This window comes from Bacillus sp. LH1 (assembly GCF_057924895.1).
On the sequence record NZ_CM175007.1, the window covers coordinates 3,435,384 to 3,461,383 of the forward strand.

Below are 26,000 nucleotides of genomic sequence, written 5' to 3' on the forward strand. Positions count from 1 at the left end.
TCATAATAAAAAGCCACCTTTTCTAACTTTTAGAAAAGATGGCTTTTTAACTCTTATCTCATTTTATGTACTTCAGCAACTAGCTTTCCACCCTGAATGCCCATATAAAGCTTCACAGGTGCATCATTCGTATTTTCAAATACTAAATCTAAGTATGGATATGCAATTGTAGCATCTCTTCCTTGTGGAACATAACCTACCGTTTTAGAATGTGTAGTTCTCTCCACCATTTTCAGACCAGCTTGATCTGCTGCATTGTATAAAGTTGAAGATGTTTGACAAACACCACCGCCATATCCATCTACTAATTTACCATCAACTATTTCTTTCCCTAATTGATATCCTTTATCTGGTGTTGTATCACCGATTAATGAATTAAAAGAGAAACGGTCTCCTTTTGCTAACACAACTCCATTTATGCTCGCTGCTGACAAACGAATATTCTCAATACGGCCACCTGTTGAACCACCTAAATTCGTTTCATATCTACCAATTACCGTACCATTTCCTTGCGCATCACTTAATGTTGCGACTGGTTTTTTCTCCACGATCGGCAACTGATACGTAGCATCCCACATACCAACATTTAACAATTTATCTACTAATTCTTTTTCCATTAATTCATAAGAAGGTTTTCCTTCTTGCCAACTTCCATCAGGTGCTATACGTGAAGGAACCATTTTTTTGTCGACGCTTTTTCCAACCTCACCAACAACCTTTGTTACAGACTTTTTAAATTTCGCTTCATCTTCAAAATAGCCTAAACTAGATAAATCTAATTTTTTCACTTCAGTACCAGTTCGACCATCAACTAAACTAATAGTATCCTGCACTTCTGCTTTAGCCTCTACAGTATGCCCACCAATATCACTTACCAATGCAACATCACTTACTTTTGCACCACAGCCACTCATTATAGCTACACATAACACCCCAACCAATATACCCTTTACTTTACGGAACAATATACTCTCTCCCTTTCCCCAACATCACTATTATGTATTTATTTCATTTTTATGTATGTTTTGTTACAATCATTTTACAATATGTTTATAAAATGTTACAAGTTATTTTTCACTCTATATAAATTACTCTTTTCTTTTATAAATGTCTATACATATTTACATAAAAGTTTGAGTTTGATAGAATTGTAACTTTTATGTAAACTTTCTCTTTTATCCAGTATATACCATTAAGCAAAAGAAATACAAATCAAAAACCCTCAAGCTATTTTTTATAAAGTGAAACTGTAATCAGTGGGGGTTTTACGGGCATCCCGATCTTCTTTGTTTCTGCTGAATTTTGACATGGGGGTCTTATTGCCCAGCAAATAGCGGGATAAAGAGAAATCCCGTCAACATAAATAGGTATTTGCCGTGCCACCACTCCGCTTTTGCACATACATTATGGTGAATTCAACCTATTTTAAAGAAATGGAGGATGTTATTATGTATCCCTACAATCCATATGATCCATATAATCAATATGCGTACCAACAACCACAGTATGACTTACAAACACAATATCAATCTTATATAGATCAAGCAGAGCACACGAATCCATATGACCAAAATAGACAATTCCAACTTCCAATCTCTTTTCCTGGCACTGGAAATCGTCAATTAGAAAGACGCGTAAATGAGCTTGAACAAAGAGTTCGTCAACTAGAAAATACAGTTGAGCGCCATACACGTAGACTAAACCGCTTAAACCAACGTTTACGCACAGTAGAAAACAGACTAAACATTCCATTCGCAGCATTAGAAGACGGATTTTAATCGAGAAAATAAAGATTATATAAAGGAAGGGGCTTCCCCTTCCTTATATAAATTGACGAAAGTTTTTTCCATCTCTATACTGATAAGAGTTAATGAAATGAAACAAGGTGATAAATATGGATTTTGAAATAAATTATCTTTCCTTTTATGTTGTACAAGTAGAAGGAAAAGGTGAAGCAGTTGATAAACGCTACAAACATTTTCAAACTTTAGACGCTGAAGAATATGAAGATAGTTCCTTAAAAGAATTTTTGAATGGTGAGTTATTAAAAATATCGAAGCGAAAAGTAGAACGTCATGCAAAAACAGAACAAGCCCCAACAAAAATTGGTCGCTTTATTGTAGAAGAAGGGCACGAACTTGATTCAAACCCTCATTACAACCTTTTTAATCGTATTCGCTTTGCAGAAACAAAAGAAAACTTTAAAGATATGAGCGAACCTCTCGTTTATACATATCTTGACACAAGCGCTGTACGTGGTGGTGTATTTTTAATTGCTCAGGCAAAACTACGCAAATACTTTGATGATCCATTCGTATTCGTAATGAAATGCGACTTTGAACCAAAGGTTGCTTCTATTTCTGATGAATCAACACTGATTCGTAACGTTGAAATGGCCATCACAACAAAGAATATGAAATCTATCCAATATCCGTACATGCCTGAAGAAGGTATGGTTGAAGTAGGCGAACTAAAAATACACCAAGCATCACATGCCCGCTACTTTGAAGACTTCTTAAAATTCGTCGAATATGAACGCTCTATGCCTGAAATTATGAAAACACAGGTAATGGACATGGTATACGACCAAATTGAAGATGTATTTGAAGAAGGTACGGAAGAACGCGAACAATTCGACCAAGCGATGGAAGTATGGGCTGCTAGTCCGAAGCGGGAAATTATGGAACAATTTTCAACCGAAGAAGTAATGGAAGCTACCGCTCAAATCGTCGAGCATGCTCCTGAAGTGGAATTAAAACTAAAAGCCGATCATATCTCTGTGAAGGCTTTGCTTGCTGATTTCGGGGATCAAATACATATTGCGAAGGTAAATGACCGATATGTACTTATGATTGAAGCAGACACACTTACATTTGAAAAAGGCTTCTCTCCGATTGAGTTTCTGAAGCCAGATGAGCTGCAGGATGTGATTGAGCGGATTGAGAATAAGCAGCAGTATTCATTTGATCCGAGCGGTATTGAATAAAATGAAACTTTAATCAGTGGGGTTTTGTTCATCCCCCACTAATTATTACCCTCACCAATCGGGCTGTTACGGGATAAATACTTCCATATAACTGTTGTTACTGGGCGCTTATAATAAGCGCTCTTTTGTTTATATTAAAAACCGATTCTACTAAGAATCGATTTTTCTGCTTTATAATAAAACATGTTTATTTTCAAATTTTTTTGATGCAAGATGACATTTGTTGCAGAATCAAATACATCCCTTCCTTGTTATACAAGCTTATTTCCATTAGAAATATCTACTTCAATATTTCTAGTTGACCAAGACCTTCTATAAGTTGTTAAGATGCAAATTTCACTTTACTACCTCAAATTTATTGTACTCGTAAAAAGATAATTGAAAACGATATTCCGGATGTTCTCTCACCCAATCGTAGGCTTCTTCTAAAATTTCCATTTTGTTTTGCAAGTCATTAAGTTCACTACATTCGTCCCTTTTCTGTTTGCACAGAGGGCAGAATCCATTCACTATTTCCGCACTCGTCGCCCTAATAGTTTTACTTTCTAAATCAACTACTAGACGAAGAATAACAGAATGCTCTTCTTTTGTAGTCACCTTCATTTCAGCAATCCGATCCTCATTCCAAAAGACACCGTTTAATTCCATCTTTACTGTGACATCTTTAATATCCAAGTCTACCACTATCACACCTCCCTTGTACAAAACTCAATCTTACTCTTCTATTTTAAACTTTAATACACCACAACTTAAAGAGATATTAAGTTTTTTCCAATTCTTCTTTACTATGAAAGAAAGTGTAGTTAATGCTAATTGTGTGGTAAATATTATCCCAAAAACTAAAACAGTTAAAATGTTAAAGATCGTTTCCATTAAACTACACTCTTTTCTTTATATATATTTTTATTTTATTAATACGGTTTAAAACTCTTATTACGTCTTAACAATCCCAAAGCAATTATAATGCACAATCACAACAACAAGTTGATGCCTATTTAATATCAATACGCTGTTATTACATGTATGTAGTTAGAGGGGGAGGAGAAATTCATTTAACCTCTGTATTCTCCTCCATCTCAGCCAAATACCTAATCTGCCGTTCCGCTTTTCTCACTGCTGTACGAAAATGTTTTTTCAGGAGTTCCACTGTATTTTCACTTATATAATATCTTTCCGTTATACTTTCCCACGTGTCACCACTTTCAAATGTACTCCATTCAAAAGGGCGTTCTGTATTTTTCTTTAGTTCTTTAAAAACCCATTTTCGCATCTTTTTTTTCGCTTTTTCTGTTAGTTTTCCGTTTTTTACAAGTTCAAGTTCACCATGTCTTTTGTATCGCTTATTGATATCTCTCTCGCTATATACTTTAAGAAGTATATTTGCTGTATTTTCAGCATCTGCTAAAGCACGGTGCTGTTTTCCTTCCCACGTTAAAGCGAGCTGTTCTACCGCAAAGTGTAAACTTGGCGTATGTTCAAACAATTCCTCATATGCTTGGAAAACAAATTTTTGCAAATCAATTCTATTTTCTTTTTCTATACTTGGGCATTCAACACCATATAATGTACAATCATGAGATAGAAAGCGATAATCTTCTTTTCCCCATGAAACAAATATAGAACCTTCGCCGATGAACTGAATAAATTTCTCTATAATTTGAGGGAATTTTTCTACACCCATTAAATCTTTTTTCGTAATACCGGTTAATTTTGTTGTATGACGAGTTAATCGTGCACTTGGTTTTACTAACTCCGAAAATTCTTCAATTATCTTCATTGTACCTATTTCTATTTTTACAGCTCCGATATCAACTATTTCTGATGGATCTTCTGATTTATACGGTCTGAAATTCCTTTCAATATCAAACACAATGAAATGTGTAGCATTTTTCAATTTATTTACCTCTTTCTAAATTCCTTTTCACACAAACACTTTATTTTCAGTATTTATTTATTCATGTACTTTATACAAAAATACTCCGAATAAATAAATGAAAATTCAGTCTTGTTATGATATGTAAGTAGGAGGACATCTATAAAAATGCAAAAAAAAAGAAGGGCGAGCCCTTCTTTTTTCAAAAATTACTTCTTGTTTACGTTAGTAGCTTGAGGTCCACGGTTACCTTGTTCTACTTCGAAAGTAACTTCTTGACCTTCTTCTAAAGTTTTGAAGCCTTCGCCTTGGATAGCTGAGAAATGAACGAATACGTCTTCTCCGCCTTCAACTTCGATGAAACCGAAACCTTTTTCTGAGTTAAACCATTTTACTTTACCGTTTTGCATGAAAAAAATCCTCCTACAATGTACCTATATGTACATATTCATTTTCAACCACCTTACAATAATAAGCCAGATATTAAAAAACTGCAACCCCTGAGGAGATTTAACATTGCTATCCTCCTCGGAAGTTACAGCTCATTTAAATCTCTATATTATTAAAAGTAAAATGGTTTAAATATACTATATCATATCAATATAATAAAAGTAAAGTTTTTTTCTTAAATTATTTTTTGTTCCCACTGCATTGCTTTTAATTCACCTGATCCGGCTACTACATAACCATCTTTTTGATTAACAATGCGCCATCCGTGCCCTTTAACTGAATCACATACTGTAACAATACCTTCTTCAAGAAGCACACGGCACACACTACTAATCCCCGCCTTATTTTGCGTTGAAGTTGTATATAAAACATGTTGATCTACACTTAAGTCTAAATAACTACTTGCTTTCTGCTCACTTTGACATGTATGCCAATATATTTTTTCACTTGCAATACTTTCATCTATTTTACAATAAGAAATATTTCCGCTAACTCCCTTGCACGATCCACTTGCCACTACTAAATAAGAATTGTGTAAAGTCAACGCGGAGATCATTTGATTCATCGCAATTTTAATCCTCTTTAATTTACGTGTCTTCAAATCAAAGAGCCAAACACCACCATATTTAGCATGTATTTTCGTACCAATAAATAAGTAATGTTTATATAAAAATAATGATCGAATAGACGGTGCCGCACTGCCATACTCAAGAAACGGATGAATAGTTTCCCATGTCAAACCGAAATTATTAGAAAGATACAGCGTTTTTTCTCCATGAGCAACAACAGTTCCTTGTACATTGCTACATACATTCCAACTCGTTGCTTTTGTTGGAAAACGCTGAATTGTCCAGTTCTCTCCACCATTCATACTGCGAATAAAAATCCCTTCGTCACCTACACCATAAACTACATTATCTTCGCTATGTAAATCCCTAATTCGTTTTTGAAAACCATTTAAAATTCGTTTCCATTCTCCGTCTTGTTCAACAAATAAGCCATTATATGTAGTAGCTAACAACAGTTTTCCATCTCTTAACTTTGTAATAGCAGTTGCACTTAACATTGTCTCCACGTTGACACTCCCATTCTTAGAACTTCTCAGCAAATGCAATTGCAAAATTACTGCATTTTTCAACATCCTCTTCATCTTCTGGAGCTAATTCAATTTTCAGCCCTTCTTGTACAAGCTCTGCACCGCGTTCCACAAGACGTTCTTCAAATATCGTTACCGCTTCACAAAACAGTTCATACGCTGTATCACCCGATCCGAATACCGCTACCTTTTTCCCAGCTAAATCTATATTTTCTAAGTCATCATGAAAATCTTCCGCTTCAAATGGTAATTCACCATCGCCCCACGTATAAGATCCTAAAATGATTCCATCATAAGCTAATAATTCTTCAGCGTCCATGCCTTCCATTTCTTGCAATACTACTTCATGATCAAAAGCATCTAAACTAACTTTAATTAAATCAGCAATACTCTCTGTATTTCCTGACATACTTGCATAAGCTATTAAAATTTTTGCCACTTTGGCATCCCCCTCTAACAATAAATGATTCTCATTCTCATTATATTAATAATGAGAATCAATTTCAATTGATTTTTTCTACTTTTATTTACATTTCACATTACTTATTTCAAATAAGGTGAAACTTTAATCAGTGAGGGTATTCATCCCCCACCTAACTTCTTTGTTTCCGCTGAATTTTGAGGCGGGGGGCTTACTGCCCGGCAAATAGCGGGATAAAGTGAAAGTTTAATGAGTCCTCACCAATCAGGCTTTTTCAGACAACCCACAAAGAGCGGAATAAATAAAAAAGCACAGATGACTATACAATCATCTGTGCTTTTTTATTATTTTTTAAAAATACCAAAAGGCTTTCCTACTGGTAAAACAACTTTTCCGAAGTGTGTATTTAACACTGCTGCAGCTGAACCGTAGAAAGATAATAATGAAATAAGAAGTTCAGAATATGCTGCTAAATTATGCATTGCATGCGGCATAACACCTAAAGTACTTAATGAAAGACCGATAAATAAGAAATCAATAAGGACGAAAATCATAAATAATACTTTATGTGTTTCCATTGCACCAATTGTCATAAAGATTGTGAAAATCAAATATCCGATAAAGGCTACACCAAGCTGTTTTGAATCTGCAGCTTGTGCTAATTTTTCGCCAAATACTCCAAGTTGAATTAACCAAGTCATTCCAACACCTAGCCAAAATAGACCGTACGCACCGAATGCTGTTGTACCGAATGTATTGTTATGCTTTGCATCATGAATGCAAGCAAAGATTTGTGCAAATCCTCCTAAAAAGATTGCCCACGGTAATACAAGTGAAACGCCATCTGTTAAGCCTAACTTTTGAGATGATGCTACAAGTGTTACCATCGCTAATCCAAATAGACCAATTCCAGATGGATCCGCTGTTGTCATTTTCACATGATGTGTAGTAGTTTGATTGCTCATATAAACCTCCTGATTATAAACATACTCGAATACAATACTTAAATCAGAAGACTATGTCAATGGTTTTTTTTGTATGTTGTCAGACGTTATATTTTATAATGATTAAATATATTTCTGACCACTTCATAAGGTTTTATATTCACTTTTTCCAACTCGTTTATCGGTAGCCATAACGGAATATAATTTCCCCTACCTTCCAGCTGAAATTCCTCAGCTGTTCCGCTTCCGAACACTCCGCCTGTAATATAGGCAGCATAATAATATTCATTTCCTTTATATTTTACCTTTGCAATAAGGTGCTCCACTTGTATATGTACCCCTAATTCTTCGTATACCTCTCTTTTCGTTGCCTCTTCAGGCGTTTCACCTTCCTCAATCCCTCCGCCAGGAAAAACATAATATCTTTCCTCTTCTCGAATACGTTTTATAAGAGCGATTTTTCCTTCCTGTACAATGATAGCGGCTCCGCGATTTCTTATCATTTTATTACCTCAATACGAATCGCAACTGTTCCCCACTCTTTTTCTTGTTCTTTCGTATATATTTTGTATGTACTTTCTAACATTTCCTCTAAACTATCATTTTCACAATCCAATAATTTTTTATCGATTTGTTCATATATAGCTTTAAAGCTCTCGTATCGCTTTATTTCCTTTACTTTTACCGTCATCATTTCTGTTGTCTTAAGATTCGTAAATACGATTTCATCGTCTTTGTTTATTAGTTGACGTTTTTTATCGTATAGGCGTACTTCATATACTTTTTTCCCTGATCGAATTGACTGAAACGGTTTATTATATAAACCCATTTCGTATCGCATACATCCCACTCCCTTTTGTTCATTTCACCTATTAATACAGTTCACATTACTACATCTTGCATATAATATTCCATACGTATCACTTAATTGAGAAAGGAGGCTGAAGAAGCATGTTATATTTAAATCAAAAACCTGAATATAATAAATATGATATTGGTGATTATACTTATAGTAAAGTAGGGCCAACCATTTTTTCTTGGAACGATGAAACAAAATTGAAAATAGGTAAGTTTTGTTCATTAGCAGAAGAAGTCGTTTTCATACTTGGCGGTGAACATCGCGCAGACTGGATAACAACTTATCCATTTAATGCACTTTTTGATGAAGGAGCACATATTACTGGTCACCCTTCTTCAAAAGGTGATATCGTAGTTGGCAATGATGTATGGATTGGTTATCAATCCTGCATTTTATCTGGTGTTACAATTGGTAACGGTGCCATTATTGGTGCAAAAAGTGTTGTTACAAAAGACGTCCCTCCATATGCAATTGTGGCTGGTAATCCAGCAAAATTTATTCGATATCGTTTCCCGCAAGAAACAATTGACAAACTAGAGAATCTTGCATGGTGGGACTGGGACATTTCTGTTATAAAAGGAGCTATTCCATTACTACTTTCCGACAAAATCGACGAATTTTTCACCTCGCCCGAAAATGAATCTATATGATTAAAACAGAAAGAGCATCCAATTATTTTTCAGGATGCTCTTTCTGTTTTTATTTTTTATGTCCATGCAAATGATTACACGGAGAACATTGAAATGGAATCTTATCTAAGCAATTAAAGTTTGTTTCGCAAATTTGTTCAATCGTTGGAACAAATGGAATGACAACTATGTTACTTTCTACTATTTGTGTAACAGGTGGCAATACTGTGCCTACTTGATGTTCAAAACGAATACTCGCTTGATTTATATAATTTCCTGAACCATTTGGCGCGCTCTGTACTGCTACTTGGAACGAAACTGTCCTTGCTTCACCAGGATTTAAACTTCCGATAAGAAACCCTACTGCCGGGCTTACATTCGGCACTGGCGTATTATCAACCGTTACACTTCCAGGAACAAATCGAACACTACTATCTAACATATCTTGAAAACGAATATTTTGCATTACAGTATCACCCGTATTTGTGATGACTGTCGCAAACGTAATGACATCTCCAATTGTTGCTACCTGTAAATCTGCCGTTTTTACGACTGTCGTTGAGACATTTTGAGGAATAAACGGGATAACAACTGTATTACTATCACCTTCAACTACTACTGGCGGCTCATTCGGATTTACAGTTGCAAGCCCATTCGCTGTAGCAGTATTTGTAACTAAATTATTTACTTGCCCTCCTATTATTACAACTTGGAAATTAATAATTGCTGCATCATTTGGCTGAAAATCACCTAACGGAATACCAGTATTCGGATTAGCAAATGGAAGAGGTACATCATTTACCGTTACCGTACCATTTATAAATAGCGTATTCGGATCAATGATATCTGTTAACACAATATTGGTCACAGGAACTGTACTATCATTTATAACAGCGATTCCGTAAGTGACAACATCCCCTATCATTGCTACTTCAAAGTTTGCTCCTTTTGCAACAAATAAGATTGCAGTATTTACCGTCACTATAACTGTATTGCTTGTATCCATCACTGTAACTGGCGGCTCCCCTGGTACTAAAATATATTCTGCTAACGCCCCAGCAACGTTCACTACTGTACCACCATCCGGAAAACTTGTAATCGTAGCTTCATATGTTACAAGTGACGTCTCACCAACTGGTATATCAGGTATCGTAAATCCAATCTGCGGATTTAACCCCGGTTGCGGAACCCCATTTATCGTTACACTATTTGGAACGAAATCAGCTTCCTGAGATAGCACATCGATAAATTGAACATTCATTGCATCAGCAGTACCAGTATTTAATATACGAACAGTATACGTTACCGTTTCTCCTACACCAACAACTGAATCGTCTACTTCTTTTAGCATATCTAAGCTACCTCTATTTACCGGCGTAACCGTCGTATTACTTGAATTTGTAATTGTAGACGGAGGTTCTCCTGGAATCAATTCGAAATCACCCGTTACTCTTGCTGTATTCATAATGCTACTAGAAGGCGGAACTGCGATTACATTTACTTCAAATGTAATTAATACACTATCCCCTACTGCAAGATCAGGCAATGCAAAGCCTACAAATGGATCTAAACCTACTTGCGGAATCCCATTTATTTGTACACTTCCAGGAACGAATTCTAAACTAGGTGATGGAACATCGATAAACTGAACATTCGTTGCTGTTACCGTTCCCGTATTTGTAACTTGCACACTATACGTTAACGTATCTCCTAATCGTGTCGCTTCTTTATTTACAGATTTTATAACGCTGAATCGTCCTCTATTCACTCTAGTTATCGTCGTATTACTCGGCTCTGTTACTACAACTGGTGGTTCTCCTGGCACTAAAGTAAAGCTTCCTGTTATATTTGCAACGTTCGTAATTGTTCCTGATGACGGGATGTTTGTAACTGTCGCTTGAAACGTCACTATAACTGTTTCACCAACTGGGATATCTCCAACTCCAAATCCAGTAATCGGATTTAAGTTTGGTTGCGAGGCTCCATTTATCGTTACACTATTTGGTACAAATGACGCCCCTGCTGAAATGGTATCAACAAACTGAACAGCATTAGCTGTTACTGTTCCAGTATTTGTTATTTGAACCGTATACGTTAATATATCTCCAACGAGAGTAGCAACCCTATTTACTTGTTTAATAACATTAAATTGCCCTCTATTTACAGTTGTAAGTGTTGTATTGCTCGGCTCTGTTACTATAACTGGTGGTTCTCCTGGTACTAATACAAAACTTCCAGTTACATTTGCCGTATTGGCAATTGTTCCGTTTGATGGCGCACTAACAACGGTTACTTGGAAGATGACTTCTACACTTTCACCTGGGTTTATATCTGGAAGCGGGAATCCATTATTCGGATTGAATCCAGGTTGTAACACACCGTCTATCGTTACAGTGTTCGGCACGAATGCTATAGAGGAAGGTAATACATCACTATATTGAATATTCGTTGCTGGCACTGTTCCTGTATTTTGAACTACTGTTGTATATGTGATTGTATCGCCTACTGCAACAACCGGCTGACTCACTGATTTTAAAACATTCAAACCAGGCTCATTGATTTCTGTTAATGTCGTATTACTTGTCGTTGTTTCCGTAATAGGCGGTTCTGTTTCACTTACAGCAAATGTAGCTGTAACGTCTACAAAATTAACAATCGTTCCACCTTCTGGTATGCTTGTAACCACTTCCTGATATGTGACAAGTACAAAATCATCGACAGGTATATCTGGAACTGTAAAACCAATGAAAGGATCTAATCCTGGTGCTGGTACCCCGTTTATGCTCACACTTCCTGGTACAAATGCTACACCCGCGGAAGTAGTATCGATAAATTGAACATTCGTCGCTGGCACTGTTCCGAAATTAAAAATCAATACATCATACGTTAATATTTCTCCTACCGTCGCTACTTCTTTATCTACTAGTTTCAATGGAAAAATAAACGCTATATTAATTGTCGTAACGACTAAATTTGTTAATATCGTTTCCGTAATCGGTGGTTCCTGCGGATTTGGTTGTGAAGTAAATGTAACATCTGCATCATTTAATATGACTTCATTATCTGGAATTTCTGTAATCGTCACTTGGAATGTGACCTCAATACTTCCACCAGCGATTAATAATGGAGTAACTGTAAATCCTATTTCTGGATTTAAATCAAGTTGCTGCACTCCACCTATCGTTACACTATTGTCAACAAACGTCGTTCCTTCTGGTATGACATCTTGGAAGAACACATCTGTAACAGGGATAATTCCTACGTTTGAAATGAGCACAGTATACGTTAATACATCCCCAACGGCCCCAGTTGCAACATCAACTGTCTTTGTTGCAGTTACTTCACCAGGAGGAGGTAACGGTATTGTAACTACCGTTGTATTACTTGAATTCGTTGTTGTTACAGGTGGCTGTAAAGGATTTAATAAGAAAGTGGCTGTAGCAGATGCTGTATTTAATACTGCTCCACGTGTAGACGGTGCAACTACCGTAACTTGGAACGTTACTGTCAATGATGTTCCAGCTGCAATATTAGGAAGCGGGAAACCAACATTTGGGTCAAATCCAGGTTGTGGCGTTCCATTTATCGTTACACTATTTGCTACAAAAGTTGTTTCTAAAGCAATTGGATCAAGGAAAGAGACATTCGTTGCTGTTACTGTACCGTTATTTCGAATAACAACAGAATACGTGTAAGTTTCTCCAAGTGCTGCTTGTTGTACAGATGAAGATTTTTGTATATTTAACTGTGCTGTGTTTACTTGCGTCACTACAAAATTACTATTTGTAACAGTCGTTATTGGAGGGTTTGCTGGATTTATAAGAAAACTTGCAGTAACGTTTGATTGGTTTCTTATATTTCCACCGCTCGGAACACTCGTCACTGTAACTTGAAACGTAATCGTAGCCGTTTGCCCGACCGGAATATTTGGTACCGGGAAACCTAGCATAGGATCCGCGCCTTGCTGTACGACTCCATTTATCGTCACACTATTTGCTACAAAGGCAGTACCAGACGGAATTGGATCTTGAAAAACAATATTCGTTGCAGGAACAGTTCCTGTATTTTGAATAAGAATCGTATACGTTAACGTATCTCCTACACCGGCTTGTAGTGTATTTACACTCTTCATTACATTAAGTGATCCTACATTCACTCGCGTCACAACAATATTACTAATCGTTACAATTGTAATTGGTGGCTGGAGAGGACTTACTTGGAAATCAGCAGTGACATTCGCATTATTCGGAAGAACTCTATTTGGTGGTACACTCGTGATTGTCACTTGAAAAGTGACCGTCACCATTCCTCCTACTGGAATATTAGCAAGTGGAAATCCAGTTGTCGGGTTTAAACCTGGTTGAGGTGTCCCGTTTATTGTTACACTATTCGCTACAAAAGTGGTTCCAACTGGAATCGGATCAAGGAATGATACATTTGTCGCTGTCACCGTTCCACTATTTTGTATACGAACTGTATACGTTAACGTATCTCCTACACCGGCTTCAGTAGCACTTACACTTTTCATTACATTTAACCCTGAAGAATTCACGATCGTCATAACAGTATTACTTGGTACTGTTACAGTAATCGGCGGCTCTGTTGGATTTACAAGGAAATCTCCAGTTACATTCGCATTATTTACAACATTATTTCCTTGGGGAATTTCATCAATTAATACTTCAAATGTAACAATAACACTGGCGCCAGTAGGCAAATTATTTAATGGGAATCCAAGTTCTGGATCTGCCCCTTCTTGTAAAACACCATTCACAACTACACTATTTTCAATAAATAATGTCCCTTGGGGAATTGAATCTTGGAAAAATACATTCGTAGCTGGTACACTACCTGCATTTATGACTTCTATTGTATATACTAAAATATCCCCTACTGTTGCAACATCCGTATTGACTGCTTTCACAACTTCAAAGTTTCCTGATTGTACTGTCGTATTCACAACATTACTCGGTACATTGATTGTTACTGGTGGTTCATTCGGATTCACTTGAAAGCTTGCTGTTACATTTGCTTGATTTAAAATATCTTCATTTTCTGGATTCTGTACAATTACTACGTCAAATGTGACTACAACCGTTTGAGCCGCAGGAATATTCGGAAGAGAGAATCCTGTATTCGGATTTAGTCCACTTTGCTGTACTCCATTAATTGTTACAGAATTTGCAACAAATGAAACAGCAGAAGAAATAGGGTCTTGGAAAAATACATTTGTTAACGGAACATTCCCTGTATTTTGAACGGCAATTGTGTATGTTAAAGTGTCTCCTACTGCCGCTTGCGTTGTATTCACTTCTTTTATTACATTTAAACCGCCTGTATTAACTTGTGTCACAACTGTATTCGTTTGTCTATTAATCGTTATTGGTGGCTGATTTGGAATAACGACGAAATTAGCAGTTACATTTCCGCGATTCGCAATTGTGCCTCCTGATGGCGTTGATGTCACTCGTACTTGAAAAGTCACTGTCCTACTTCCGCCGGGAGATATATTTGCTACTGTAAACCCAGTCGCTGGATTTACCCCAGGTTGTGAAACCCCATCCACAGTCACACTATTTGCTATAAATGTCGTTCCAATTGGTATTGGATCTTGAAAAATAACGTTCGTTGCAAGTACATTTCCTGTATTTTGAATTGTTACCGTGTACGTAAGAACATCGTTAACCGTTGCAAAAGCTCTATCCACTGTTTTTCTCGTTGTTATATCAGCTATATTAATTGTCGTAACTACAGTATTACTTGTCGCTTGCCCTGAAACTGGTTGTTGACCAGGCACTGGAGTAAAGGTAAATGTTGCACTTGCACGGTTTGGAATTGGATTGACAAGAGGGTTCGATGTTACTCGAACTTGAAAGCGCACTACAGTCGTTTGCGAAGCATTAATACTTCCTAGATTAATACTACTTGCTGGATTCGCTCCTGGACGCGCTACTCCATTTACCGTAACGCTATTTGCGACAAATGTTGTTCCAGCAGGGATACTATCAACAAAAATAACATTGCTCGCAGTGACATTTCCATTATTTGTGATATTAACTGTGTACGTTAATACATCATTAAGCGTTGCCGTCTGTAAATCTACAGATTTCTGCATACTTATAGTTGCTTGATTCACTGTCGTTTGTACTGTGTTTGAAGAAGACGTACTTGTAATAGGAGGACTACCAACGAAAGGACGAAATTGATATGACACCATTGCACGATTTAAAATAGGATTGGGATTCGGGAATGATATTATTCGAACTTGAAATGTAACAATTCTTTGCGTGTTATTTGGGATTGTACCTAAATTAATTCCATTAGAAGGGTTTGCATTCGGCTGTGTTACTCCCCCTACCGTAACACTACCTGCAACAAACGTCGTTCCGTTCGGAATACTATCACGTAATACAACGTTTTCTGCACTTCCTGTTCCTGTATTTGGGACCGTAATCGTATAAGTGAGAATATCCCCTACCCCTGCGACTGTTCTATTAACTGATTTAACAGGATTAATAATTGGACCTGTTGCATCAATTTGAACACCAAAACCAGCTGCTGCGTATCCATCTCCATTTGTAACAAATCGAACCGTTGCTGATGTTTGATTGTTTACTAAAGATGAGGAGGCATCTACATTCGTAATATCCCACCCTTGTCTTCGGACGGCCAAAGCTACCCCTAACGGCTGATTCAAATCTCCAAACGTGCCGCTCGTATCTAAATTTCCACTATCATTACAAATTTGTGACTGAAAGAAATTATTCGCAGGATTTCTCGGTCCGAATAATGCAACTGTAGCATTTGCATTCGGCCCAAAGCGAAGTTGATCTCCAACAATGTTAGAATCACCTTCTTGAGCAGTTACGAGCACTCTTCCTGTAACAGCTCCTGTTGCCGGCGTAGCAAAACCTGAAATTGTAGCATCAACTGGCGGGGATGAAGCATCGATAATTTCTTGACCTGCATATACTGACAAATTTCGAAGTGGTAAACTTGCATTTTGATACACAACCTCAAGCGTCCATCCAGCTGAACGACTGATTGTCGGGTCGGCTGAAGTTCTTGCAGCTGGCACGGCACCTGTAGTATATGTGCCTGCTCCACCTGCACTAACAAGATTCGTTACATTGGCAGAGCGAGCATAATAAAACTGGTTTCCTACTGAACCTTGCTGCGCGGTAGCAGGATCTGGCGTAACAGAAAACGTCCCTGCTGGCGTTGTAAATGTAATGTTATCATTTAAAAATGGTAAAACATCTTCCGTATCAGTCCGGAAAGTACCAGCCCAAACTAATTCTGCATATAACACACTGCTTCCCGCTGGAATATTTAAAATTGCACTTGAAGAATTCAATTGCCACTCATCTGTTGTCCCCGCTGGGAATCCTGGTACTTGCAATGCTGTATTTACTGTCGTAAACACAGCAAGTGTACCAAAAATATTACCTGGTGCAGGTGATGTAGGGCTAAGTCCCAGCGTATTCCCAGTAAACGTGACGGCACCAGGTACTGTTGTCGTAAACCTATTTATAAAAGGCACACAATCATCTCATTTCAATTATAGTAAAAAGTGCTCTATACTATAAAATGTAGACAAACTATACAATGTACGTTGTCCAACAAAATTCCGCACATATGAGAGGGGTTTATAAAACTATGCGCTACGTTATCATAACAGGAACTTCACAAGGTTTAGGTGAGGCAATCGCTACGCAATTATTAGAAAAAAATACAACTGTCATCTCTATTTCTAGAAGAGAAAATAAAGAGCTTACGAAACTTGCAGAGCAATATAACAGCAATTGCATTTTTCATTCCCTAGATCTTCAAGATGTACATAACTTAGAAACTAACTTTAAAGAGATCATTTCATCTATTAAAAAAGACAATATATCCTCTATTCATTTAATTAATAATGCGGGTACAGTTGCACCTATGAAACCAATTGAAAAAGCAGAAAGCGAACAATTCATTACAAACGTTCACATTAATTTACTTGCTCCAATGATTCTTACATCTACTTTCATGAAACATACAAAAGACTGGAAAGTAGATAAACGCGTTATAAATATTTCATCTGGCGCAGGAAAAAATCCTTATTTCGGATGGGGCGCTTATTGTACGACGAAAGCTGGTGTAAATATGTTTACACAGTGCGTAGCAACCGAAGAAGCAGAAAAAGAATATCCAGTAAAAATCGTCGCTTTTGCACCTGGTGTCGTTGATACAAATATGCAAGCACAAATTCGGGAAACAAATAAAGAAGACTTCACAAATTTAGATCGATTCATCGCATTAAAAGAAGAAGGAAAGCTATTATCACCTGAATACGTTGCGAAAGCTATTCGTAACTTACTAGAAACTGAAAACTTCCCTCAAGGCGAGGTTATTAGAATTGATGAATAACAAAAAGGCGTGCTAAAATAGCACGCCTTTTTGTTCTACTTCTCTAAAAATATAAGCACAGACTCCGCAATTTGCTCATAACCAATTTCTTGATAAATTTTATTCGATGTCGGATTCGCTAAATCAGTATATAACGTAGTCGTCTTGTACCCTTCATCTAACATACGTTGACTAAGTGCCGCTACACACTTAGATGCGTATCCCTTTTTCCTTGCTTCTTTCGGCGTATATACAAAATTAACTGTTATATTATTTTTAGTTGGTCTCGTTTTTGCAGCTACAGAAACGAGTTTCCCATCCACTTCCAAACCAAACAGTCGATTTGTAGTTATTAATGTATATGCAGTTTGTTTTGCTTCTTCTTTCGTAGTAGGAAGCTTTACATCTTCACAAAATTGATATATCCACTGTTCTATTAATGGTAATTCATCATTATTTACCGCTCGAAAAAGTCCATTCGCATTACACTTCTTCTTTACTCTGTTCAACTCATACACACCTTGCTCCATTGCAACATTCATTTTCTTATTTTCTAATACCGCAATCTCTTCCGCTAATTTCTGTACAATTTTCTTATTACCGATCAATCCAGGAATATCCGGATATACTTTCGTTAACTCTTTTGCAAGTTCCTCAATAGCTACTCCCGAAATTTCAGAAGTTGCAACAATGATTTGTTTCTTCTCTTCTGTTTGCAGAAATACAACCGCAATGTCTTCTCCTTGTTTCGCTATCCCCATAAATATCGGTTCTTGAACCATTTGTAATACACCTAATATGAGATTGTTTTCCTGCTCATTCTTTTCTAGAAATGGTGTAACATCTTCTTTAAAATGAAAAATCTCTTCATATACATGTAATTGAATCATCGACAATCTCTTCTCTCTATTTATATTTTAATTAAGTATTGGCGATTAATTCATTAAATCCCTCTTTTACGATTCAATAATATTCAAAGCTAATGTATTCAAGGCATTTTCAGCTTGTAAAATTCTCTGTTTTTCCTTTTCAAATACATCTTCTTCTTTTCGAAAGGACTCTTTTCGATTTTTAATCATACGCTTCATTTCTTTTTTACTCGGTCCACCGTATACATTTCTTTTTTGAATAAAAGCTTCTGGCGATATAATTTCTTTCCACTCTTTTTCTAATAAATTTATTTTAAAATGTTCTTGCAAATACATATTTACATCTTTGAAGTGTAATTCATGTAGTTCTTTTTTCTGCTCCAATGACATATTTGCAATAACACTTGCTGCATGATGAGCATGCCGAAATGGAATTTCATAATTTTTCGTTAAAACATCAGCGAAATCCGTTATCGTTATTGCATGTTTATAGGAACGACTTTTTAACGTTTCTTCTTCTACTTTCATCGTTAGGATCACTGCATTCATCATACAAAAAACACGAATCGCCTTTTCAATCCCTTTATATAAATATGGCTGCAAGTCATCTTCCGTATCGACAATATCACCAAATGGTGTATTATGAATCATTTGAAATACTGTAAATGCTTCTCCTAAAGCACTACTCGTAATTGCACGAGCGTGTTCAATTGAAACCGGATTTCGTTTTTGCGGCATAATACTACTAATTTGTACATATGGCTTTGCAACAGTAATACCGTCATATTCTTTCGTTGCTAACAACAAAAAGTCATGAATCCATCTACTCGTATTCGTCATCATTACCATAAGTAGCGAGCTAACTTCTAATAAATAATCCGCTCCGGCAACAGCATCATATGAGTTCTCAATTACAGTTGTAAATCCAAGTAGATGAGCAACTCGTTCTCGTTTAATCGGGAAACTTGTTGTAGAGAGTGCAGCCGCCCCCATTGGAGACTGATTTAAAAGCTGGTACGTTTTTTTCATTCGTTCTAAATCTCTTTGCATCGTATCATAAATTGCTAACGTATAATGACCAAATGTTGTTGGCTGTGCCGGTTGTGTATGTGTATAAGCTGGCATGATCGTTTCCTTATGATCATCAGCAAGTTGCAGTACACTTTCTTGCAATAGCAAATAATGTTCCATTAATCGTAATATATACCGCCTTAAACTCATGCGATACATCGTTACACCCATATCATTTCTACTTCTACCAATATGCATATTACTTACAAAATCGCATTTCGCTTCTTGAGAAATTAAATGTTCGATTAAAAAAAAGAGGTCTTCATGCTGCTCTGTATATACCAATTTATCTTTTGGTATTCGCTCTACTTTTCTAAGTGCGTTTAATATAACTTTAGCTTCTTCTATTTTTATTAAACTTTCTTCAGTCAGCATCGTAATATGTGCTTTATGCACTTGAAACATATCTTTCAATAAGTAATTTCGTTGAAAATCAAATACATGTTGTAATACACAATCCACATATGTTTTTCCAGGGAAATCAGCGCCTTCACTCTTTATAAACTCTTCCTTACTCTGTTTCATCACCTTTTCCCCTCTCACCTAAGTATTACTACCCATCATACCCATTGATAGAAAAAAAGTGCCTGTACATAAAAATAAACTCGGTGCTCTCTGCACCGAGTTTATTTAATAAAAGTCGCATCATACTTATCACTTTGCAACACTTGGAAATGTAAGTTTGCTAAATGTTTCCGTATTTCTGCACTATCGTCTTCATTTAAATTATTCGCCAAAAACACAATCTCCGTACAGTTTCCACGTTTATCCATAGCGTAAACTGCTTTTGTAACCGTCCATGGTGTATAACCATTCTTTTGCCCAGCATGTCTAAATGTTTTACGGTATTTCTTGGCACTCATGTCTGTTTCAACGATATTTGCCCACACTTTTTCTTCAGCTTCTGTCAAGCCACCTTTATGGTTTGCCTTTTGAAGTAATACCATATAATCATTTGCAGAAGCTGCTGGTAATCTATCTGACCAAATTTTGTCGTAACGTTCCTCTAAATAAAGCGGAATTTCCTTCTGTAATAATGGTCCCTTCTTCTTTAAGCGTTCATGAATAATCATCGCATATTCACGATATTGCTCTTGAGACATTTCTTTTAACTTTTTCTCTATTTTATATTTTGGAACATGTAATTCTTTATGCAAATATCCCGGGATATACAAAGATGAGACGATTGGAAATAGTGGTTGATGTGCAGGAAGTGATAAACTTTGTAAATTTCGATTGATGTTATCTAATCCTAACAATTCCATTAAGTATTCAGCATTTGCATTCGAACTAAACTTAACCATTCCTTTTGCCACTTCTTCTAAAGAAACCGCTCCTTCAGTTATCTTGCCCGTCTTCTCCAAATACTTTTGCCATCTATCTTGTGCACCACCATCTGTATTCGGCACATAATAGCGATTCACATCATTAATCGACACGAAACTAGAAGAATCAATTTTCCCATCAGTAACTTGTTTCGTATATTCAAGCGCCACAATTAATTTCATCGTACTAGCAACTGGCAATACAACATTTGGGTTTACAGAATAAACAACTTTATCATTTCTCTTTACTAGAAGCGCACTATTTTTTTCATCTTTATGTTCTTCAATAAAAGATGCAATATACTGTGCATCATCATTATTTGAACTCCACACTTTTTTCACTAAAAAGTTACCCGATATTAGCAAAACAAAAATACCCACAATTACTGCGCATACTATAGTTTTTTTCAAGTAAAATTCCTCTCCTATTGTGTAACTCTTCTCTATTTATCATTTAAAAACAAAATAATGGAGATGGTTATTTACATAACCATCTCCATTATTTTAACTTGTATGCTCCTATTATGTCTACGTCATAAATTTCACAAAATCCTCAAGAAACTTTTTATAATGTAACGACCAACCAATTCGCACCCAATTTTTTAATGCTTTTGCATCAGGTTGAGGCCGAAAATCAGCAATACTCTCTCCTTTTGCAATTCCAGCTGTATCTACATCGACACGACGATATACATAATCTAAAAGGGATGGATTTGCCGCAACCATCATTGTAACGACGTCATGTACTGGACTTCCCTTTATTTTCGGATTTAACTTTCTATAAGCTTTATAATAGTACGTAAATATCGGCTCGATTAACTTATTAAAACTCGTTTTAGAGTGTTTCGTAATATATTTTACCATTTCCGGTGTAATAATTGCTTCAGATGTAACGTTAAGTGGCACTAATGTCACATTTTTGGCATTTTGCATAACTAATTGTGACGCAATGGGATCACCATGAAAATTCGCCTCTGCGACTGGTGTTACATTGCCAGGCATTAAGAAAGCACCGCCCATTATATAATATTCTTTCACATACTTCATCATCGGCTTTTCTAAAATAAATGCTGTCGCTAATGTTGTTGATCTACCAGCATCGACTATTATTAATTCTCCTTTATATTTTTCAAGAAGATCAAAAAATGTACAAAAAGGCTTTATATTTGGTAAAAAAGTTTTTGGAGGTTTAATTGGCCCTAAACCGTCTGTCCCATGAATTTCTGGATAATACGTCGTAATATCTCCGGATAAAGGAATTTTCGCACCATTAATAACAGGTATATCTTCCCGTCCTGCCATTTGCAATAAATATGCGGCATTACTTGTCGCCTTTTCTTGTGTTACATTTCCATATCCCGTTACTACACCAACAATATCAATATCAGGATGCAACAATCCATACATAATTGCTAAAGAGTCATCAATTCCTGGGTCTCCTAAAAATAACACTTTTTTCATCGACCTCAACTCCATCCCCTCAGTTGTTATTAATTTATGAATAACCGTGGATATACAGAATAAAAAAAGAACAAATTCATACGAAAAAACGCAGTCTTATAAGGACTACGTTCTTCAGCTAACCTATACTGTTTTTTTTACAGCACTCATACTTCCAATAACATAAGCGATAAACGCAAAACAAATCGGGAAGACAACTGTATGTATACCGAACGGATTTGGATAGAAAAGATGAATACACATATATGAGCCTACCCCAACTAAAATAGACGCAAGCGCTCCTGTAGCATTTCCTTTCCTCCAATATAACCCTAATACGATTGGCCAAATGAATGCTGCTTCTAATCCACCGAAAGAAAATAAATTTAGCCATATTAAAAAATCTGGTGGTTTAATCGCCGTTGCATAAACGAGTAGTCCTACAATACCAGTAATCCACAAACTTCCTTTTTTTATCGTACTGTCTGCTGCATCTTTATTTATGTAATTTACATATATATCTTTAATAATTGACGAGCTTACAAGTAATAATAAAGAGTTTACTGTAGACATAATCGCTGCCATCGGTGCAGCTAAGAAAACTCCAGCTAACCAAGGAGGTAACACTTCCATCGCAAGTAGCGGCATTACTTTATCTGGTACCGTTATACCTGGAAGTACTACTCTTGCAAATACACCAGTTAAATGCATACCGATCATAATTGTGCCAACGACAACGGTTCCAATTATTAAAGCTTGATGCATCGCTTTTGAATTTTTATAAGACATGGCACGCACGCTAATTTGCGGTAAGCCGACAACGCCAATTCCAATTAAAATCCAAAATGATGTAACATATGATTTCGTTAAACTGCCATCTGCTCCGAATGGTGTAATTAACTTTGGATTAATTTGAACAAGTTCCTGCATAATCTTTTCAATTCCACCACCAGCAATGACAGTAGCAATTAAAATGATTGTCGTTCCAACTAACATAATGATTCCTAATAATGTATCTGATAGAGCAACTGCACGAAATCCACCAATTAATACGTACACAAGTACAGAAAAAGTAAATAAAAATAGTGCTGTTGTATACGATAGACCAGTTAGTGACTCGATTAATCGTCCACCACCGACCCACTGGGCTACTGTCGCTGAAAATAAAAAGATAATAATACATAACGCAGAAAGTATAACAACTGCTTTATTATTGTATCTCCCTTTTAAATAATCGATAAGAGTAATTGCTTCCATCTTCCTAGCGATAATTGCAAACTTTTTACCGATAACGGTTAAAACGATATAGCCTGTTACAACTTGAATCGCAGATAACAGTACCCATCCAAGACCCATATTGTAAGCAATACCAGGGCCACCAATAAAGCTACTTGCACTACCGTACGTAGCAATCATTGTCATCGCTAATAATAAACCGCCTAGCTCACGCCCACCAAGAAAATATTCTTGTAAAAATTTATTATGAGCAGTTGCTTGCACACGTCTTGAAGCATATACACCAATTAAAAATACAACGATAAACGAAATTATCATTGGAATGATTACATACCAATTCATCTATTATTCCTCACTTTTTTCTTCCTCATCGAGTGAAATATCTTGAAATACAAAACGAACAACTAAACTAAGTAAAATAACCATAACGATAAATCCAACGATACAGCTATAAAAAAACCATGCGGGAAAACCTAATACATATGTATATTCATTCGGATTTTTACTACCAAGCCCATAAGCAAATCCGTACCATATTATAAAATTAATAATAGCAAGTCCAAGACCAATTAACGCTTCTCTATGGGCTATTCGAAAGCGTGGATCATCATGATAATCTTTCATTTTTACCCCTCCTCTCACGATGTATTATTGTACCATTGTTCTTCTAGTTTTTCCTACTAGAAAGCAAAAACAAGCAGGATTTTTTATAATCATATAGAAGATTCTCTTACATTACATATTTTTTACAATTGTAACACAAATGAAATTTGAATTTTCAGTATTTATTAATTATGATTTTAATTAGAGGCTTTCCATCTAGTTTCCACATCCTTGATTTCGGAATAAGCGCCGTCTCGTACTGCGTTTACATTATATTTTCAAGGGGGTTATACAATGAGTCAACTAGCTGTAAATCTTCATGAAAAGGTAGAGAAATTTCTTCAAGGTACAAAAAAGTTATATGTGAATGGATCTTTCATTGAAAGCGCTTCCGGTAAAACATTTAAAACACCTAACCCAGCAACTGGTGAAACACTTGCCGTCGTTTCTGAAGCTGGTCGCGAAGATATTCATAAAGCTGTAGTCGCAGCTCGTATGGCTTTTGACGAAGGTCCTTGGTCTCGTATGAGCACCGCTGAGCGAAGCCGTCTCATGTACAAGTTAGCTGATTTAATGGAAGAACATAAAGAAGAGCTTGCACAGCTCGAAACATTAGATAACGGAAAGCCAATCCGTGAAACCATGGCAGCAGACATACCACTTGCAATTGAGCATATGCGCTATTACGCTGGATGGGCTACGAAAATCGTTGGTCAAACAATTCCTGTTTCCGGTGATTACTTTAACTATACACGCCATGAAGCTGTTGGTGTCGTTGGTCAAATTATCCCTTGGAACTTCCCGCTTCTTATGGCAATGTGGAAAATGGGAGCAGCGCTTGCTACAGGATGTACAATCGTTTTAAAACCTGCAGAACAAACTCCACTATCTGCTCTATACTTAGCTGAATTAATTGAAGAAGCTGGATTCCCGAAAGGTGTTATTAATATCGTACCTGGATTCGGTGAATCAGCTGGACAAGCTCTCGTTAATCATCCACTCGTTGATAAAATTGCATTTACCGGTTCTACTCCTGTCGGTAAACAAATTATGCGACAAGCATCCGAAACATTAAAACGCGTTACACTTGAATTAGGCGGTAAATCACCAAATATCATATTGCCAGATGCTGATTTATCTCGCGCGATTCCTGGTGCACTTTCTGGTGTTATGTTTAACCAAGGACAAGTATGCTCTGCTGGATCACGCTTATTTGTTCCGAAGAAAATGTATGATAATGTCATGGCTGATCTCGTCCTCTATTCTAAAAAACTAAATCAAGGTGTCGGTCTTAACCCTGAAACAACAATTGGCCCTCTCGTTTCCGAAGAACAACAAAAACGTGTAATGGGCTACATTGAAAAAGGGATTGAAGAAGGCGCTGAAGTACTTTGCGGAGGAAGTAATCCATTCGATCAAGGCTACTTCGTTTCTCCTACAGTATTCGCTGACGTAAATGATGAAATGACGATCGCAAAAGAAGAAATTTTCGGTCCAGTTATTTCTGCAATACCGTTTAACGATATTGACGAAGTAATTGAACGTGCAAATAAATCACAATTCGGCTTAGCGGCTGGTGTGTGGACAGAAAATGTTAAAACAGCACACTATGTTGCAAGTAAAGTACGTGCAGGTACAGTATGGGTAAACTGCTATAACGTCTTTGATGCAGCATCTCCATTTGGAGGATTTAAACAATCTGGTCTTGGCCGTGAAATGGGATCTTACGCATTAAATAACTATACAGAAGTAAAGAGCGTTTGGCTTAACTTAAATTAATGAGAAAGAACCTGACCTACCTGGTCAGGTT

At 36.5% G+C, this 26,000-nt stretch carries 21 protein-coding genes; 5 read left to right on the plus strand and 16 right to left on the minus strand.

Going from position 1 to position 26,000, the window contains the following annotated elements; all coding sequences use genetic code 11:
* Window positions 1-53: 53 nt before the first annotated feature.
* The gene (locus tag ACX9TM_RS17780) at window positions 54-965 is read right to left on the minus strand and encodes a VanW family protein (RefSeq protein WP_000488973.1); all 912 of its coding nucleotides are present in this window, start codon (window positions 963-965) and stop codon (window positions 54-56) included.
* Window positions 966-1,448: 483 nt separating this feature from the next.
* Between ACX9TM_RS17780 and ACX9TM_RS17785 the strand changes: the two genes are divergently transcribed.
* The gene (locus tag ACX9TM_RS17785; RefSeq protein WP_000283715.1) at window positions 1,449-1,778 is read left to right on the plus strand and encodes a hypothetical protein; all 330 of its coding nucleotides are present in this window, start codon (window positions 1,449-1,451) and stop codon (window positions 1,776-1,778) included.
* 116 nt (window positions 1,779-1,894) lie between these two features.
* Complete coding sequence (locus ACX9TM_RS17790; RefSeq protein WP_000345046.1) at window positions 1,895-2,986, plus strand: DUF3900 domain-containing protein; 1,092 nt, start codon at window positions 1,895-1,897, stop codon at window positions 2,984-2,986.
* A gap of 336 nt (window positions 2,987-3,322) precedes the next feature.
* Here ACX9TM_RS17790 and ACX9TM_RS17795 read toward each other — a convergent pair whose 3' ends face one another.
* The 8 genes from ACX9TM_RS17795 to ACX9TM_RS17830 all read right to left on the minus strand — a co-directional run bounded on the left by ACX9TM_RS17795 (window position 3,323) and on the right by ACX9TM_RS17830 (window position 8,611).
* On the minus strand, window positions 3,323-3,670 hold the full coding sequence (locus ACX9TM_RS17795; RefSeq protein ID WP_000227983.1) for a hypothetical protein: 348 nt from the start codon (window positions 3,668-3,670) through the stop codon (window positions 3,323-3,325).
* A 364-nt stretch (window positions 3,671-4,034) separates the two neighbouring features.
* Window positions 4,035-4,880, minus strand: coding sequence for an exonuclease (locus ACX9TM_RS17800; protein WP_065211554.1), 846 nt, complete (start codon window positions 4,878-4,880; stop codon window positions 4,035-4,037).
* A gap of 188 nt (window positions 4,881-5,068) precedes the next feature.
* On the minus strand, window positions 5,069-5,269 hold the full coding sequence (gene cspB, locus ACX9TM_RS17805; protein ID WP_001179150.1) for a cold shock-like protein CspB: 201 nt from the start codon (window positions 5,267-5,269) through the stop codon (window positions 5,069-5,071).
* A gap of 215 nt (window positions 5,270-5,484) precedes the next feature.
* A complete protein-coding gene (locus ACX9TM_RS17810) occupies window positions 5,485-6,384 on the minus strand; it encodes a WD40/YVTN/BNR-like repeat-containing protein (protein ID WP_063220826.1) in 900 nt (299 codons plus the stop codon).
* A 16-nt stretch (window positions 6,385-6,400) separates the two neighbouring features.
* Complete coding sequence (locus ACX9TM_RS17815; RefSeq protein WP_001062752.1) at window positions 6,401-6,844, minus strand: flavodoxin; 444 nt, start codon at window positions 6,842-6,844, stop codon at window positions 6,401-6,403.
* Window positions 6,845-7,170: 326 nt separating this feature from the next.
* The gene (locus tag ACX9TM_RS17820) at window positions 7,171-7,791 is read right to left on the minus strand and encodes an acetate uptake transporter (RefSeq protein WP_000070938.1); all 621 of its coding nucleotides are present in this window, start codon (window positions 7,789-7,791) and stop codon (window positions 7,171-7,173) included.
* An 86-nt stretch (window positions 7,792-7,877) separates the two neighbouring features.
* The gene (locus ACX9TM_RS17825; RefSeq protein ID WP_000620822.1) at window positions 7,878-8,273 is read right to left on the minus strand and encodes an NUDIX hydrolase; all 396 of its coding nucleotides are present in this window, start codon (window positions 8,271-8,273) and stop codon (window positions 7,878-7,880) included.
* On the minus strand, window positions 8,270-8,611 hold the full coding sequence (locus ACX9TM_RS17830) for an ASCH domain-containing protein (protein WP_063220825.1): 342 nt from the start codon (window positions 8,609-8,611) through the stop codon (window positions 8,270-8,272). The genes ACX9TM_RS17825 and ACX9TM_RS17830 overlap by 4 nt, the downstream gene beginning before the upstream one ends.
* Window positions 8,612-8,721: 110 nt before the next feature.
* Between ACX9TM_RS17830 and ACX9TM_RS17835 the strand changes: the two genes are divergently transcribed.
* Complete coding sequence (locus tag ACX9TM_RS17835; RefSeq protein ID WP_000966303.1) at window positions 8,722-9,279, plus strand: CatB-related O-acetyltransferase; 558 nt, start codon at window positions 8,722-8,724, stop codon at window positions 9,277-9,279.
* Between the two features lie 49 nt (window positions 9,280-9,328).
* On the opposite strand, the gene ACX9TM_RS17840 is transcribed toward ACX9TM_RS17835, so the two are convergent.
* Window positions 9,329-16,801 carry a DUF7507 domain-containing protein gene (locus tag ACX9TM_RS17840; protein WP_063220823.1) on the minus strand — a complete coding sequence of 2,491 codons (7,473 nt, stop codon included), beginning with the start codon at window positions 16,799-16,801 and terminating at the stop codon, window positions 9,329-9,331.
* Between the two features lie 116 nt (window positions 16,802-16,917).
* On the opposite strand from ACX9TM_RS17840, the gene ACX9TM_RS17845 reads away from it, so the two are divergent.
* The gene (locus tag ACX9TM_RS17845) at window positions 16,918-17,667 is read left to right on the plus strand and encodes a (S)-benzoin forming benzil reductase (RefSeq protein ID WP_033695963.1); all 750 of its coding nucleotides are present in this window, start codon (window positions 16,918-16,920) and stop codon (window positions 17,665-17,667) included.
* A 35-nt stretch (window positions 17,668-17,702) separates the two neighbouring features.
* Here ACX9TM_RS17845 and ACX9TM_RS17850 read toward each other — a convergent pair whose 3' ends face one another.
* From ACX9TM_RS17850 to ACX9TM_RS17875, 6 genes are all read right to left on the minus strand, one after another.
* A complete protein-coding gene (locus ACX9TM_RS17850; protein WP_000615373.1) occupies window positions 17,703-18,536 on the minus strand; it encodes a GNAT family N-acetyltransferase in 834 nt (277 codons plus the stop codon).
* 66 nt (window positions 18,537-18,602) lie between these two features.
* Window positions 18,603-20,111: an argininosuccinate lyase gene (gene argH / locus ACX9TM_RS17855; protein ID WP_063220822.1), complete on the minus strand. Its 1,509-nt coding sequence runs from the start codon at window positions 20,109-20,111 to the stop codon at window positions 18,603-18,605.
* A gap of 101 nt (window positions 20,112-20,212) precedes the next feature.
* A complete protein-coding gene (locus ACX9TM_RS17860; RefSeq protein WP_063220821.1) occupies window positions 20,213-21,322 on the minus strand; it encodes a serine hydrolase in 1,110 nt (369 codons plus the stop codon).
* Between the two features lie 117 nt (window positions 21,323-21,439).
* Entirely contained in the window at window positions 21,440-22,372 is a 933-nt protein-coding gene (locus ACX9TM_RS17865) for a nucleoside hydrolase (protein WP_065211553.1), read from the minus strand.
* Window positions 22,373-22,495: 123 nt separating this feature from the next.
* Window positions 22,496-23,929 carry a sodium/pantothenate symporter gene (gene panF, locus ACX9TM_RS17870; RefSeq protein ID WP_065211552.1) on the minus strand — a complete coding sequence of 478 codons (1,434 nt, stop codon included), beginning with the start codon at window positions 23,927-23,929 and terminating at the stop codon, window positions 22,496-22,498.
* 3 nt (window positions 23,930-23,932) lie between these two features.
* A complete protein-coding gene (locus tag ACX9TM_RS17875) occupies window positions 23,933-24,211 on the minus strand; it encodes a YhdT family protein (RefSeq protein WP_000656239.1) in 279 nt (92 codons plus the stop codon).
* A 273-nt stretch (window positions 24,212-24,484) separates the two neighbouring features.
* Between ACX9TM_RS17875 and dhaS the strand changes: the two genes are divergently transcribed.
* The gene (dhaS, locus tag ACX9TM_RS17880) at window positions 24,485-25,969 is read left to right on the plus strand and encodes an aldehyde dehydrogenase DhaS (RefSeq protein ID WP_000080281.1); all 1,485 of its coding nucleotides are present in this window, start codon (window positions 24,485-24,487) and stop codon (window positions 25,967-25,969) included.
* The last annotated feature ends 31 nt before the right edge of the window (window positions 25,970-26,000 follow it).